Origin of the sequence: Acinetobacter sp. YH16052 (assembly GCF_013417155.1) — a bacterium.
Classification (GTDB): Bacteria; Pseudomonadota; Gammaproteobacteria; order Pseudomonadales; family Moraxellaceae; genus Acinetobacter.
Genome location: NZ_VPEO01000013.1, coordinates 19,911 through 33,683 on the forward strand (window position 1 = coordinate 19,911; position 13,773 = coordinate 33,683).

Below are 13,773 nucleotides of genomic sequence, written 5' to 3' on the forward strand. Positions count from 1 at the left end.
GATGGACACTTATAAAAATAAAGACTTAAAAAATGACGCCGTTGGAAAATTTATATCGATGAATAAAAAAAAATTTTGAATTATTATTAGATCAATCATTCAACTGATGATTTTGATTATATTGAGCAGCTTTATTCTATTAAGCTTAGCTATGTTAGCCTTGCTGTCTTACGAGTTTCGATTAAGAATACAGGATTTTTTTCTTGATTTGATTTCACAAAGCAAACAACAATTTTCTCAAGCAAAACAGTTTGTTCAGAAATTTCATCAGGCGGCATCGCCTGAGCATCTTCAGTCTGAATGGTATTTGCAGCAATGGTGGATTTTGATTTCAGGATTTAGCTTATTTGCCAGTATTTTAATGTTCGCTTTCACTCAGCCACTTACTGCAAGTAGGTTTGAAGCTGAATATTTAAGGAAAGTTGATCCACAGATTTATGCATTATTAGATGGGCAAATATTAACAGCTCCAACTGAAGTTGATGAACAGCTTATTATCGAAGCCTTACAAGAAGAATCTTTAGCAAATCATTCTGTAATTTCAGCGCAAAGCCTTAATCTGAATATTGAAGACATTCATATAAATCCAAATATCAGCACAGCAGACCGTAAATGGCATAAGATGAATCCGCGATTTAAACAGCGCTTACTGATGGTTTTTAAAATTATGCGCGAACAGCATGGTTATGAGCTGGTTTTACTCGAAGGTTATCGAAGTCCGGAAAGGCAAAACTCTTTGGCGACCAACAGTAATATTACCAAGGCCAAAGGCTTTCAAAGTTATCATCAGTTTGGTCTGGCCGCGGATATTGCCTTTAAGCGGAATGGCAAGGTGGTGATTAGTGAACGTGATCCATGGGCCATGCGTGGTTATGAACTGTTTGGCCAGATTGCAGAATCGGTGGGTTTAACCTGGGGCGGTCGCTGGAAATCCATTAAAGATTTTGGACATACTGAATATCGTATGCCCGGTTTAAAGAAAACAGCTGAAATGGCGCATCAACTCATTCATGAAGGACAATTACAGACTCAAACATTTCAGCCTTGAGTGCGAAATCGTAAATTAATTTAGAAAAGTCTGCATATGTTTAATGACTTCATCTGGTTTTTCACCATGCAGCCAATGTCCTGTATTTTCAATGCATTCAATTTTCGCCTGAGAAAATTGTTCATTGATTGCCGCAAAATGTTCAGGTTTTGAGATATAAAAAGAATTACCGCCACGAAGAAATAAAGCTGGCTGATTAACTTTTTCGACCTTTTCCCAAGCCATAATATCTGGATAATGATCAAATAAAGCTTGAACATTAAAGAGCCATTGCCCTTTATTAAAGGATTTTAATAAAAACTGAATTACCATTTCTTCATGAATGTATTCACGCATAATTTTTGCTGCCTCAAGTCGTGAAGCAACATTTGCTTGCTGCACAGCAAATAAGGCTTTAAAAATCTCAGTATGATGACTCTCATGATATTGGATTGGTGTAATATCAAGAACGACCAACTTTTCAGTTTGTACTCGGGCTAAATCAGCCAATTTCATAGCAATTTTTCCGCCCATAGAATGCCCTATTACTATGAACTTTTGAATATTTAAACTTGATAAAGTTTCTAGGATATCTTCCGCCATGAACTGATAATTTAAGTCTGAACTATGACCAGAAAGACCATGATTGCGTACATCAATTTGAAGCACGGTTCTTTGCTCAGAAAAATATCGAGCTAGTACGCCTAAATTACTTAAACTACCGAATAAACCATGAATAAAAATCATTGGAGATAGTACTGACGTTTCGTGGTGTTGGAGTTGATAATTTAGGATCATTTGAGAATTCCGTGATTTCTTTCTTTATTTAAGTGTTTATAATGGATTTATATTGGGAATTAATCAATTGCGAAATTTTTAAATATAAATTTTACTTAGGCTATTTTATGGGGATATATTTTGCTTAGGCTAAATAATTCATAATCGATTTGTAAGTATTTAAAATTACGATTTTAGATCTGGATGGATATCTGGCTATAAATATGAAAGAAGATGGTTGAGTTGTGGGGCAGACTAAATAAAATTAATGAAAACCTTAAAACTGGGATTTAATAACACATAAACCACTTTTAATTCGGAGTTTTTTCTTAAAACTAACTCGCTGTTATTATCCAAATAGACTGAGGTAATTTTGAAAATATTGTTTTTAATTATTCATTGCTTATTATTTATCAAAAAATGACTATTCATAAGTAGCTTATTAATCCACTTGATTCTGTTTAGAATAATACGTCTTAAGTCCAAATGAGTTACAGGTAGTAAACATCAACATTATAAATTTCCCCTCTCTCCCTTTCTTGATAAAGTTGTTAAAATTATGTATTGCTTAGGCTATTTTAATATCTTAGGATGTTCAAGTTATTAGCTTAAATATAAACGTGCAATCACGCTATCCTACTTAAATTATCCTGTTCAAGAAATTACATCACGTATATAAGACATTTTCAGAAAATTATAAAAATCCAGATTATTCATTTATTCTTATCAATATATTTGACTACCGCTGATATATCCCCGGGATATGAGGTATTCACATTAAAATAAATTTAAATTAACTTAACAAACTCTCTATCAAATGATATTCGGGAGATGGTCTTTCAGGTCTTAATATCTATAAAATTTGATTGTGAAATAGACTTAGATACTTTATTTTTATTTCACTGCGAAAAACTTTCGAGATAGAAAAGTATTTTATAACTTATTCTACATCCCTATTTTTACAAAATACGTTTGTAGTCATTCCAGATTGAGTCAAACTTTGATCCTGCCGATCAAGAAAACTTTTGGCGACCATGGCCATCGTGGGCGCGATATCCAGACTGCTGTTTTCTTCGGACACCTTTTGAATATCCTGATAGGCTTTCAGTCGTTTGCAGAAAGCCTGGCGTTGAGTTTGGTCATCTGCCTTTTGATCATCTTCATCTAAAATATGCTTGGTTTCATTCACGATTTTAGTCTGTGCTGAAATAAACTGGTCATAGGCACTTTGTGAAAGCGGCTCTGCGAAGACCACGCTATTCAGTCCTAATAATAATCCAACACAAATGAAAGATGATTTTTTTAGCATTTAGATTTCTTCTTTCCAGACATCTTCATAATCATCGGCATCGATCATGAAACGAAAACCTGTTTCCAGAGCCAGATACGGTAAAACTTCTGGTGCGATGTCCTGTAATTCACGTACTGTCATGGTTTCAAAAGCCTCTTCACTTGAAGGCTCTCCACCATAAATGTACCAGCTGATATTTTCAGCCGTTTCAGGCTTTTTACGGATGCCAACAATCGGATCCTGCTTTAAGGTATGTACTGCCACGGCAACAACATCATCACCCGTGACTTCAACATAAGCCGAGCCTACTTCTTCACAAAGTAGCTTTTGCTCTGCGATCAGTTCTTGTAACGGTGACAGGTTTTGCGTGTTTTTCGACATTCGGTCTTACTCATCAATTTTCATTAGCGCGCTATTTTAACTTAATTTTAATGAAGCTGATTGGGATTTCATCGAGATCTAAAAAATATCTGCCCTTAAACCATGTTAAGCGCAGATATGGATATCAGCTTATTGGAATACTTTAAAGCGCTCTTCATCAGCGAGATAATCTTTGGCACGTGGCTCGCTTTCTATCGAACCAAATACCAACTGTGCACGCAACTTCCAGTTTGATGGAATGTCCCATTCCGCATGAACTTGCTCATCCACGATCGGATTGTAGTGCTGCAATGATGCGCCCAACCCTTCTGTGTGCAATGCTGTCCATGTTGCAAATTGTGCGATCGCAGTCGAATGCTCTGCCCAGATTGGGAAGTTATCAGCATAAGATGGGAATTGTTCCTGTAAGCCTTCTACGACTGTGTGATCTTCAAAAAATAAAACGGTACCTAGCCCTGCCGCAAAACTTGCCATTTTTGCTGTAGTTTTTGCAGCGCTTTCTTCATCTTTGGCATAGCTTTTTAATTTGTCTGCCACAAAGCCCCAAAACTTTTCATGTTCTGAATTGAATAAAATGACGGCGCGTGAAGACTGAGAATTGAAAGAAGATGGGCTTTGTTTAATTGCAGTCTGAATCAAATCAGTTAGACGCTCAGGAGATTGTTCAACATTCTTGGCAATGGCATAAATAGTACGGCGTTTAGTAATTAAATCTAAAAACTGATTCGACATTTTTGAAAATCCTAGGATATATCTTCGGGAAAATTTGAACCTTCATCTATTTTTGTGAAGGATAGCTAATCAATTAAGCTTTTACTCATCTTGAGATAAAGCCTTTATACCTTAAAAAATAATAGACTGAATTACTAGGCTATTTAATTGATATTTTTATATATTTTTTAGCTAAAAATGATCATTTTCATCTATTTTTTGAACATTCGTTAAAACTACTGCCCTATGATAGAGCCTGGTGCTAAACGATGGTTCAACACGCGCTATTATTGATCAAAATTTTAAGAATGAAAAAGTTCAATGACCATATTTAATATTGCTTAGGCTATTTCAAGAGATCATGCATCATGAAATAAATCTCATATTCCAGATAAAATTAATCCCCCCAACTGGAGGATTAATTTTATAAATAAAAGCTAAAAAACTAGTTTAAAACTTTGCATTTAAAACCTGAGCAGATACTTTAGTTTTCCATAGCTCGCGTAAAATCGGTAAATAGAATTTCTCACCGAGTTCAACCAGCTCTGCATCAATCAGTGCATGCATCTCGTGCATAAACAGATAGTCCAGTTCAACTGTGGTCAGTTTAGTCTGCTGCTTTTGATAGTCTTTGCGTTTCTGTTGGGCTTGTTTAACCAGACGATCCGCAAATGCTTTATCTTTAAACTGGGTAATCGCTTTTAAACGCAGTTCAATAATGCCCCATCCGGTTAAGAACATCTGGAATGTCTCAAAATCATCGCTGGTCGATTCCCAAGACATTTCTTCCAGATTTTCATTATCCGGAAGTACAGGTAAAAGAAGTTCCATGACACTCGGGAAAATCTTTTTGAAATTCAGAATAAATTTAACAGGATGCTCACCTGGATAATCCTTGAATTGCACCTTTCTTTGAACATCTGTTAAATAAATATCAAGCATAAAACAATCATCAGTGGTTAATCTCATCTAGCACTATTGTACGCAACTCTGCCTGAGATAAAAACCACTGCTGACTATTCCATGATAAAACAGGCGTAAAGATTGAAAATAAAAGTGCTCCGGCCCTTATTTAGCATTCGGTGAGACCATCTGTTCAGGACGCACCACTTCATCAAACTGTTCAGCGGTGACTAAACCCAGTTCAACAGCCACCTGTTTTAAGGTTTTTCCTTCCTTATAAGCTGTTTTGGCAACCTTGGCTGCATTCTCATAACCAATGACCGGATTCAATGCCGTGACCAGCATTAAAGAATCATGCAGGAAATGTTCAATTTTCTCATGATTCGGCTCAATGCCTACGGCGCAATGATCATTAAAACTGTTACACGCATCGCCTAAAAGCTGGATGGATTGCAACAGATTATAGGCAATGACCGGCATAAATACATTCAGTTCAAAGTTACCTGATGCACCTGCCACGTTAATGGTGGTGTCATTTCCGAGAACTTGCGCGACCACCATCGTCATCGCTTCACTTTGCGTCGGGTTCACCTTACCCGGCATGATGCTAGAACCCGGTTCATTTTCAGGAATACGCAATTCACCAAAACCACAACGTGGCCCGCTGGCTAGCCAGCGAATATCATTGGCAATCTTATTCAAGCTAACCGCTAAAGTCTTTAATGCACCAGAAGCAAATACCGCAGCATCACGGCCTGCCAAAGCCTCAAACTTGTTTGGCGCAGTTACAAATGGCAAGCCAGTTAATTGTCCCAGGGTTTTAGCAGACTGAACGGCATAATCAGGATGGGCATTCAGACCGGTACCAACCGCTGTACCGCCTAATGGTAATTCATATAGTCCGACCAATGCCTGTTCTAGACGAAGAAGCCCATGATCCAGCTGAGAGACATAACCGCTAAATTCCTGCCCCAAGGTTAAAGGCGTAGCATCTTGTAGATGTGTCCGGCCAATTTTTACAATATCGGCAAAATCCTGAGATTTGGCATATAAAGTATCGCGTAAACGTGTGACAGCCGGAATTAAAAGTTCATTAATCTGCAAGCTCGCAGCCACATGAATCGCAGTTGGAAATGAATCATTGGTAGATTGGGCACGATTGACATGATCATTTGGATGAACCGGTTTTTGTGCCCCTAAATGATTGCCCAATTTCTGGTTGGCAATATTGGCAATCACCTCATTACAGTTCATATTGCTTTGTGTACCTGAACCAGTTTGCCAGACTACCAGTGGAAATTGACTGTCCCATTTCCCGCGGATGACTTCATCTGCCGCATCCACAATGTAGCGTGACAGTTCTTGTGGAATCTGGTTTAGCTCGGCATTAGTCAAGGCCGCAGCTTTTTTGACGAGTCCCATGGCACGAATCATTGGCCGTGGCAAACGCTCATTTCCAATTTTGAAATTTTGCAAGCTACGCTGAGTCTGAGCGCCCCATAAAGCCTCGCTCGGTACAGCCACTTCTCCCATCGTGTCATGTTCAATACGTGTTTGCATGTTCAACCTCAATTCTCCTTGCCTGTTACGGATCTTAGGAATTTCTATATCAATGATTTAATCTATTTATTTAAAGTAATCGATTACAGTATCAATGTAAATGATAATTATTATCAAATACAAGCTAAGTTCTCTTACTTACTGCCCTCTGAGCATATTCTGATAAAACAACCATTCATCCTCAAGCATCTTTCTGAGTGATCGCTGAGGTTGCCAATGTAGGATATTTCGCGCTTTTCCAATGTTCGCCCCCAATTGATCCATTTCCGCATGTGGGTATGGCAGAGCATCCATGGTTTTGATTGCAGACTGAGTCACTTCAGCCAGTTGATCTAGCAAATCCTGTATGGAAATCAATTCACCGGCAATATTAAAGGCTTCACATTTTAATTCCTGCTGTTGTGACAGCCATTGCAAGGACTTGATCACGGCATCACAGCAGTCTGCGACATGCAGAAAACTCCGTTCTACCGTGCCATCCGCAGTATGGGCCTGACGGCGTAATTCCAGATATTCACGTTGCTGTGCAGCGACCTGCATCGCCAAAGGCAAAATATTTTTCGGTAAAGGTGGCACCGCTTCCCCCAGCACACCGTGTTCAAAGGCGCCGGCGATATTGGACAGACGTAGGATCGCAATCCGCCATTCATTATCAGTTTTGGCAGTATCCCGGATAATTTCCTCAACCATTTGTTGCGATTTGATATAGGGATTCGGATAAGTGAAGTTAAAAGGCAGATCTTCGCTTAAGTCTGCACCAGATTGTCCATATACCGCCAGACTGGATAAATGTACCAGATGACGCACGCCGGTACGCTGCATGGCACGCATGAGACTCATAATACAGCTAACATTATCATTATAATATTCAAGTGGTTTTAATACTGATTCTTCCAGTGACTTAAAACTTGCGGTATGCACCACAGCCTGAATCGAATGCTGCTCAAAGACTTTGTTCAATGCTGGGGTATTGCGAATATCAATCTTGATAAAAGGTACATACATGCCGGAGATAAATTCAAGACGCTCCAGAGTTTGTAAGTTGGCATTGGCCAAATTATCGACCACAATGACCTCTAGTCCTTGTGCTAACAGACTTAAAGCAATATGTGAGCCTAAAAAGCCTAATCCACCCGTCACTAAAATCATTTATACTACCTACTTTCTGATGAAGCCAAGATCAATCTGTTGCTATTGATCAAGCCTGTAGTGAATTTCGATGAGCACCTTAATTCTTATTACCTCCGCACCGACTTCCATTTATGCCTGGCATGCTCTAGGTTTGGCTCAGGCCTTGCAAGATAAACAGGAAGCATTCCGTGTATTTTTCTATCAGGACGGCGTATCGGTCGCAAATGCACTGCAATGGGTACCCGACGATCAACGTCATCTTACACACGCATGGCAAGCGCTACAGATTCGTCTCCCGGTCTGTGTAAGTGCAGCATTGGCACGTGGAATTACAGATCTAGACAATGCTCAACGTCACAATATTCAGCAGCATAATCTGGCAGATGCCTTTGAATTGGTCGGTTTAGGTGAACTTGCCGATGCTGTTCAGTCCTCACAACGTCTCATTCAATTCTAGATGTTTCATTTTTTAGAATGTGTTGCTTTTCCAAGGAATCTTGTGTGAAATCTGTACTTGTTATATTAACCCAAGCCAATCTGACTAGCCTGCAAGTGCATGAAAGCCTGTCGGCTACCATGGTCCTGGCAACCTTTGGTGCAGAAGTTAAAGTCCTGCTACAAGGGGCTGCCTTCAGTCTGCTACGTTCAGAGCTACAATTTGACCAGTTGCAACATGCATTTAAACTAGCATCAAATATGGTCGACAGTTTCGAGTTTTATGATCTCACTCCGATTCTGATTGAGCAGAAAAACCAAAATTCCCCATTTGTGACACAGAGCGAACAAGAAATCGAATTTATTGAGCTTAATCCTGAATTTATTCAAAGCTTTGATCATGTGCTGTATTGGTAAGGAATAAGAATATACAAATGTCAAATCATACACTTTATCTGATCCAATCCAGCTATTCGGCAACAGCGCAGATCCTAGAGCAACTGGCTCAAATTTATGCAACGGGTGATCAGGTCGTGCTGATGGGTGAAGCGGTATTGCAGTTAGAACATTCGTTTCTGCAAAGCTTGCCACAAATTCACATGCTGGAAAATGATGCGGAACTTTTAGCGCAGCCTTTGCCTACACAAATAAAGCTTTTGAATTATGCGGATTTTGCAGATCTTTGCCTCGAGTTTAATCGCTGCATTTCAATGAAATAATGAATGAGTTAGATATGAATTTAGAATTAGATCAAGATGGCCATCTGATTGACTATACCATCTGGAATGAAGACGTTGCTCAAGTGCTGGCCGATAGTTTGGAACTGAGCTTAACTCCTTGGCATTTTGAAATTCTGCAAGCGGTACGTCAGTTCTATCAGCAGTTTGGTCATTCACCAGCAACACGCCCACTGATTAAATTTTTAATGAAAACTGTTAGTGCCGATATCAATAATGCCATGCTTCAGGAAAAGTTTAATACTGGTCTGGTGGCCCGTCACTTAAGCCGTTTGGCTGGTGTACCCAAGCCTGCGAACTGTTTATAAAGATACTTCGCTTTCTAAAGTGTGTATTTAAAGGCCCAAATCATTTTTTGGGCCTTTTTATGAGAGCAATTTTCAGACTGAGAATAATGAAAGATACAGCTGGATCTAATTCGTTAAATTTGGGTTTGCTCTAATAATCGCAATGCCCGATGCAATTCATGATCCATTTCAGGCAGAACTTTAATCAGAAACTCAATTTGTGCTTTCGCTTCGGCCTTGCTCACCAGTTGGGCCTCTACCAGTTTTTGCTGCTGAGTGATCAACAAACTGAGTTGTTGAGGATCTGGTCGTTGTCCCTCACTTAAAGCGTTAATGATCTGAGTAAAGTCGAGATATAATTGTTCTTGTTGCTTTGATAATTCGCTTTGCTTTGCAACCCTATCGTTCTGTTCCTTCTTCGTAGTTTGACTATTCTCAGAAGAATTAACAGATATATAGCTTGCCGATTTTTCAGCTGGCAGGACCAGATCAGAATGGGTCTGATCAGTAAAATTCGTCCGATAGATTTCTTGTCGTACCTGATAGCCAATACCCACTAAAGTCCCGAACAGGAGCAATCCGATCATTACATAGAACAGAATTGTTTTATCATTCATTTTTATGCCCTCAGCTCAAGAAAGACAGCCTTTATTAAAAAGCTGTCTTTTTCACTAATCGACGATTGACTACGGCGTTGACCAGTCTGCTGGTGCATATCCAATCCGGACGCGTTGTGGATGATTTCCTACCGGCACACTCAGCACTTTATTGCCTGTGGCAAAATCAATCACTGTGACTACATCGGTTTCACTTTCTGAAATCACACAGCTACGACCATCCGGGCTTCGCGTTGCCCAATAAGGTTTACCTGCAGAAATCAGTTTCCCGGCTGTCAGTGTTTTGCGATCCACAATCGTAGCGTAGTTATCCATCGTACCGGCGACACAGAGCTTTTCACCATCAGCACTGATTGACAATCCATGATGACGCGAATCATTCACCCATTTTGTCCGGTCTTTCGGGATACTGTCACTGCCAGGGAGCTGTCCGATCCGGCTAATCTTGTTCTGATTCAGATCGTACTCAATCAGCCCATTAAAAAATGAAACCTGGGCATACAGTTTGGTTTCATCCTTACTAAATACCATTGGTCGTACTGAGTTGGACAAATCTTTTCGACCAAATGCATCCAATGCGGGCCTGAAATCGATTTTTCTTAGCACCTGATGTGTATTGGCATCTGCAATAGTAATAAAACGCTTACCTTTAGTAAAGTCTTGCCACTGTGCATCCATCGAGGTTTCAACATTGCCGATGGCAGAGTTCAGGATCTTGTTGCCGCCATCGAAGTAAATGTTTTCATGCGGTTTATCGCCAGTGCTGAAACGGCCTAACTCTTTACCGGTATGGATATCCAATACATGCACCACATTTCCTGAAGATGCAGATACGGCGACTCGTTGCCCATCTGGTGATACCGCCATATGGTCAGCACGGAAGCCTTCTACAGGCGTCCGCCAGTTAATCTTGCCGGTTTTGATATTAATTGATACCACATCGGCGAAACTTGGGCGTGATGCAACGACTGACTGTCCATCTGGTGTCGAGTACATATCATCCACCAGCTGGTCATTGCCTTCACCGGCTGTGGCCTGAATATAAGTATAAGCAATCAGTTTGATTGGATTCAGGTGAATTTCTTTAAGGCGCTCTTTACGATCAGGAATCATGTTAATGACGCCAATTTTGCCAAAATCACCCGATGGACGAATCACGGTTACCGTGCCATCCCAATTATTTCCGACAAAGAAAACCTGCTGTGAATTGGCAGGTACAGCTGAAGGCGCAGAAGCGGCCTGTACAGCAGGGATGGTTACTGATATTAACATTGCTGATACTGTCAGGCTAAAACGTGGCCAGATTTTGTTTTTAATGTTCATGGATGAAGCTCCGTATAATCATTTATATTTTTTTTAATTTATTGTTGTGCACATTCGTGCTGTGCTTATTCTTGGCCTAATATACAAATGTATAAAATATTTTGCTAATTTTTCCGACCAAAAAGTCTGAAGCTATTTTTTTAAATCTCGCTTCAGACACTATTCTTTTAAATCTTCAGCGGAATCGAAGCCTAATCATCCAATAGATCAACAAATTGTGCATTCAGCACTTTGGCAAGATCATCCGGTTTTAAGCCAATATCCAAACCACGCTTGCCTCCACTGACATATATTTTCTGGAGTTTTTCTGCCGATGCATCAATCACAGTCTTTAAACGTTTCTTCTGTCCGACCGGGCTAATTCCACCAACCAGATAACCAGTCAAGCGTTCCGCCTGTTTCGGATCTGCCATTTGCAGTTTCTTGCAACCCAAAGCTGTCGCTACTTTTTTCAGGTTTAACTGATGATGTACAGGTAAAATTGCCACAAAATATTGCTTTTCATCTGTCACCAGCAACGTTTTAAAAACTTCTTCGGCTTGCAAGCCTAATTTTTCTGCTGCCTCTAAGCCAAAGCTTTTCGCATTGGCATCATGTTGGTATTCGTGAATGCTATATTCAATTTTTTGGGCTTTTAAGAGTTTGCATGCAGGCGTCATAGTGATTCTGGTTGAAAGCTAATGGCATAAGTATATAAATATTCATTCAAGAAGTTAATTTCTTAGCTCAATTTTATAAACTGGCTCTTTAGTATTTGAATATTTATCAGCATAGCTTCTGAGCCAAAAGTGAAACATAAAAGCCACAACCATTTAGAGCCGAAAGGAAGTTTATAGCCCATTTATCTACAATTTGACTTTCAATGCTTTTACTCTATTTTCACCACCCACAGTATTTTGAGCGTTTTTGCAAAGAGAGAGACGTGCAAAATACCAACAAATATATGCGTTTTTGCCACTATATATAGGTTTGGCAAGTTCTTAATACCTCATTTACAGATGTTAAAGATGAACACATTTGTCACTTCAGCAAGCTATAAACTCTCTGACTCAATACCGAAGACTTCTATTGCTCGCTATTAAGCTCAATATCTGGCTTCGCATGACGTGTATATCATCCAGTATAAAATTTGGCACTAAGCTTGGAGCTGCACAGACTTAGCTTGATCTGCTATTTGGTAATAAAATGTATAGAAAACAGGATCTAAAACCTTATAATATAATCATTAATATATTGTTTTATTTTGCATTTTTAAATACTGCTTAGGTTTTCAGACAAGCTGCTGGTTTTAAATGGCGGTGATAAAAAGCTCAAGTGCTGGAATCCACTTTTTATTGCAGGTCTATGCAAATCCCTACTGAATATCGAGTTCAGTTGAACCAAGTATGCTTTGATCGAGATTAAAAATATAATCAAAAGGAAGAGTTTAGCGTTAACCTGAAGATACAGTTACATAAAGGATATTAACTGTTTTTGCCAATTGGGTTTACAATGAAAATAATCTGAATACCCAGCGAATTGTAATTTTTTAACATTGCCAAATCTCTGCAAAGTTTTCATTATAGCGCCACTGTTTACTATATGCTTTCTACGTCAATTCAAAGAAATTATAAATAGCAATGTAGAAAATCATGCAATAATAAGCAGAGTTTGCAGACATCTTGCAGACAAACCCCGATACTTTTTAATTGGAGCACGCTGGATGAGTTCGACCATTTTGGTTGTTCATGGACCGAATTTAAACTTGCTTGGGAAGCGCGAACCGGAAGTTTATGGTCACCTTAGTCTTGACGATATTAACCAGCAGCTGATTGCTCAGGCTCAACAGGCTACATTACAACTCGATACTTTCCAGAGCAACTGGGAAGGTGCCATTGTTGACCGAATTCATCAAGCACAGCAAGACGGCGTTCAATATATCATTATTAATCCGGCAGCATTGACCCATACCTCTGTTGCGGTTCGCGATGCCCTGCTTGGCGTTGCCATTCCTTTCATTGAAGTCCATCTGTCTAATGTGCATGCACGTGAGGCATTCCGACATCATTCATACTTGTCCGATAAAGCCATCGGTGTGATCTGTGGTTTAGGTGCAAAAGGCTATGCTGCTGCCCTCGACTATATCATTGAAAAAATACAACCTTCTACACAATCTTAATTAGGAATACTGTCTCATGGATATCCGTAAAATCAAGAAACTCATCGACTTGATGATTGAATCTGACTTACAGGCGATCGAAGTTAAAGAAGGCGATCAATCGATTGCATTAACTCGTCGTAATCCAGTGGTTGCAGCAGCTGTTCCTGCGATGCCTGCACCAGCAGCCGAAGCGCCAGCAGCAAAATCTCCTCGCGGTGCTGTTGAAACTTCACCAATGGTCGGCGTGTTCTATGCAGCACCAAGCCCAGGTGAACCGACATTTGTTAAAGTTGGCCAGACTGTTTCTGCAGGCGATACGCTCGGTATTATCGAAGCAATGAAAATCATGAACCCGATTGAAGCAACTCAAAGCGGTGTGATTGAAGAAATTCTGGTGAAAAATGGTGAAGTGATTCAATTCGGTCAACCACTTTTCCGCTACCGCGCTTAATC

The 13,773-nt window shown here is 39.7% G+C and carries 17 protein-coding genes; 7 read left to right on the top strand and 10 right to left on the bottom strand.

Translation table 11 applies throughout. From position 1 onward, the window contains the following. Positions 1-106: 106 nt before the first annotated feature. Positions 107-1,048, top strand: a complete 942-nt coding sequence (locus FTV42_RS10145; RefSeq protein ID WP_005107024.1) for a M15 family metallopeptidase — start codon at positions 107-109, stop codon at positions 1,046-1,048. A gap of 15 nt (positions 1,049-1,063) precedes the next feature. On the opposite strand, the gene FTV42_RS10150 is transcribed toward FTV42_RS10145, so the two are convergent. From FTV42_RS10150 to FTV42_RS10180, 7 genes are all read right to left on the bottom strand, one after another. Further along, positions 1,064-1,825, bottom strand: coding sequence for an alpha/beta fold hydrolase (locus FTV42_RS10150; RefSeq protein WP_180038669.1), 762 nt, complete (start codon positions 1,823-1,825; stop codon positions 1,064-1,066). A gap of 919 nt (positions 1,826-2,744) precedes the next feature. After that, entirely contained in the window at positions 2,745-3,113 is a 369-nt protein-coding gene (locus tag FTV42_RS10155; RefSeq protein WP_180038670.1) for a hypothetical protein, read from the bottom strand. Continuing rightward, a complete protein-coding gene (locus FTV42_RS10160; RefSeq protein WP_071851342.1) occupies positions 3,114-3,476 on the bottom strand; it encodes a hypothetical protein in 363 nt (120 codons plus the stop codon). 129 nt (positions 3,477-3,605) lie between these two features. Further along, positions 3,606-4,208, bottom strand: coding sequence for a nitroreductase family protein (locus FTV42_RS10165; RefSeq protein WP_180038671.1), 603 nt, complete (start codon positions 4,206-4,208; stop codon positions 3,606-3,608). 429 nt (positions 4,209-4,637) lie between these two features. Next, a complete protein-coding gene (locus FTV42_RS10170; protein WP_004280216.1) occupies positions 4,638-5,129 on the bottom strand; it encodes a hypothetical protein in 492 nt (163 codons plus the stop codon). 126 nt (positions 5,130-5,255) lie between these two features. Continuing rightward, positions 5,256-6,650 (bottom strand): class II fumarate hydratase, encoded by a 1,395-nt coding sequence (fumC, locus tag FTV42_RS10175; protein ID WP_180038672.1) that lies wholly within the window; start codon positions 6,648-6,650, stop codon positions 5,256-5,258. A 138-nt stretch (positions 6,651-6,788) separates the two neighbouring features. Then, positions 6,789-7,799: an NAD-dependent epimerase/dehydratase family protein gene (locus tag FTV42_RS10180; RefSeq protein ID WP_180038673.1), complete on the bottom strand. Its 1,011-nt coding sequence runs from the start codon at positions 7,797-7,799 to the stop codon at positions 6,789-6,791. Between the two features lie 70 nt (positions 7,800-7,869). On the opposite strand from FTV42_RS10180, the gene tusD reads away from it, so the two are divergent. From tusD to FTV42_RS10200, 4 genes are read left to right on the top strand one after another with little or no spacing between them, the layout of a single operon-like run. After that, positions 7,870-8,238 carry a sulfurtransferase complex subunit TusD gene (gene tusD, locus FTV42_RS10185; protein WP_180038674.1) on the top strand — a complete coding sequence of 123 codons (369 nt, stop codon included), beginning with the start codon at positions 7,870-7,872 and terminating at the stop codon, positions 8,236-8,238. 44 nt (positions 8,239-8,282) lie between these two features. Further along, positions 8,283-8,633: a hypothetical protein gene (locus FTV42_RS10190; protein WP_180038675.1), complete on the top strand. Its 351-nt coding sequence runs from the start codon at positions 8,283-8,285 to the stop codon at positions 8,631-8,633. Positions 8,634-8,650: 17 nt separating this feature from the next. Continuing rightward, a complete protein-coding gene (locus FTV42_RS10195) occupies positions 8,651-8,935 on the top strand; it encodes a DsrH/TusB family sulfur metabolism protein (RefSeq protein ID WP_180038676.1) in 285 nt (94 codons plus the stop codon). Between the two features lie 14 nt (positions 8,936-8,949). Continuing rightward, positions 8,950-9,261: a TusE/DsrC/DsvC family sulfur relay protein gene (locus tag FTV42_RS10200; RefSeq protein ID WP_180038677.1), complete on the top strand. Its 312-nt coding sequence runs from the start codon at positions 8,950-8,952 to the stop codon at positions 9,259-9,261. Between the two features lie 113 nt (positions 9,262-9,374). Here the strand turns inward: FTV42_RS10200 and FTV42_RS10205 are convergent, their stop codons facing one another. The 3 genes from FTV42_RS10205 to ybaK all read right to left on the bottom strand — a co-directional run bounded on the left by FTV42_RS10205 (position 9,375) and on the right by ybaK (position 11,839). After that, positions 9,375-9,857, bottom strand: a complete 483-nt coding sequence (locus FTV42_RS10205; RefSeq protein ID WP_180038678.1) for a hypothetical protein — start codon at positions 9,855-9,857, stop codon at positions 9,375-9,377. A 69-nt stretch (positions 9,858-9,926) separates the two neighbouring features. Next, a complete protein-coding gene (locus FTV42_RS10210) occupies positions 9,927-11,180 on the bottom strand; it encodes a YncE family protein (RefSeq protein ID WP_180038679.1) in 1,254 nt (417 codons plus the stop codon). Positions 11,181-11,371: 191 nt separating this feature from the next. After that, positions 11,372-11,839, bottom strand: coding sequence for a Cys-tRNA(Pro) deacylase (ybaK, locus tag FTV42_RS10215; protein WP_180038680.1), 468 nt, complete (start codon positions 11,837-11,839; stop codon positions 11,372-11,374). Between the two features lie 1,043 nt (positions 11,840-12,882). Here ybaK and aroQ point away from each other — a divergent pair. Both aroQ and accB read left to right on the top strand, forming a co-directional pair. Beyond that, complete coding sequence (gene aroQ / locus FTV42_RS10220; protein WP_180038681.1) at positions 12,883-13,338, top strand: type II 3-dehydroquinate dehydratase; 456 nt, start codon at positions 12,883-12,885, stop codon at positions 13,336-13,338. A gap of 16 nt (positions 13,339-13,354) precedes the next feature. Next, positions 13,355-13,771 carry an acetyl-CoA carboxylase biotin carboxyl carrier protein gene (accB, locus tag FTV42_RS10225; protein WP_005107117.1) on the top strand — a complete coding sequence of 139 codons (417 nt, stop codon included), beginning with the start codon at positions 13,355-13,357 and terminating at the stop codon, positions 13,769-13,771. Positions 13,772-13,773: the final 2 nt, after the last annotated feature.

Excerpts from the sequence above, each read along its gene's own strand:
- accB (WP_005107117.1), top strand. The coding sequence starts at position 13,355 with ATGGATATCCGTAAAATCAAGAAACTCATCGACTTGATGATTGAATCT.
- FTV42_RS10165 (WP_180038671.1), bottom strand. The coding sequence starts at position 4,208 with ATGTCGAATCAGTTTTTAGATTTAATTACTAAACGCCGTACTATTTAT.
- tusD (WP_180038674.1), top strand. The coding sequence starts at position 7,870 with ATGAGCACCTTAATTCTTATTACCTCCGCACCGACTTCCATTTATGCC.
- FTV42_RS10195 (WP_180038676.1), top strand. The coding sequence starts at position 8,651 with ATGTCAAATCATACACTTTATCTGATCCAATCCAGCTATTCGGCAACA.
- FTV42_RS10200 (WP_180038677.1), top strand. The coding sequence starts at position 8,950 with ATGAATTTAGAATTAGATCAAGATGGCCATCTGATTGACTATACCATC.
- aroQ (WP_180038681.1), top strand. The coding sequence starts at position 12,883 with ATGAGTTCGACCATTTTGGTTGTTCATGGACCGAATTTAAACTTGCTT.
- ybaK (WP_180038680.1), bottom strand. The coding sequence starts at position 11,839 with ATGACGCCTGCATGCAAACTCTTAAAAGCCCAAAAAATTGAATATAGC.
- FTV42_RS10160 (WP_071851342.1), bottom strand. The coding sequence starts at position 3,476 with ATGTCGAAAAACACGCAAAACCTGTCACCGTTACAAGAACTGATCGCA.
- FTV42_RS10155 (WP_180038670.1), bottom strand. The coding sequence starts at position 3,113 with ATGCTAAAAAAATCATCTTTCATTTGTGTTGGATTATTATTAGGACTG.
- FTV42_RS10205 (WP_180038678.1), bottom strand. The coding sequence starts at position 9,857 with ATGAATGATAAAACAATTCTGTTCTATGTAATGATCGGATTGCTCCTG.
- FTV42_RS10210 (WP_180038679.1), bottom strand. The coding sequence starts at position 11,180 with ATGAACATTAAAAACAAAATCTGGCCACGTTTTAGCCTGACAGTATCA.
- FTV42_RS10170 (WP_004280216.1), bottom strand. The coding sequence starts at position 5,129 with ATGCTTGATATTTATTTAACAGATGTTCAAAGAAAGGTGCAATTCAAG.
- FTV42_RS10145 (WP_005107024.1), top strand. The coding sequence starts at position 107 with ATGATTTTGATTATATTGAGCAGCTTTATTCTATTAAGCTTAGCTATG.
- FTV42_RS10150 (WP_180038669.1), bottom strand. The coding sequence starts at position 1,825 with ATGATCCTAAATTATCAACTCCAACACCACGAAACGTCAGTACTATCT.
- FTV42_RS10180 (WP_180038673.1), bottom strand. The coding sequence starts at position 7,799 with ATGATTTTAGTGACGGGTGGATTAGGCTTTTTAGGCTCACATATTGCT.
- fumC (WP_180038672.1), bottom strand. The coding sequence starts at position 6,650 with ATGCAAACACGTATTGAACATGACACGATGGGAGAAGTGGCTGTACCG.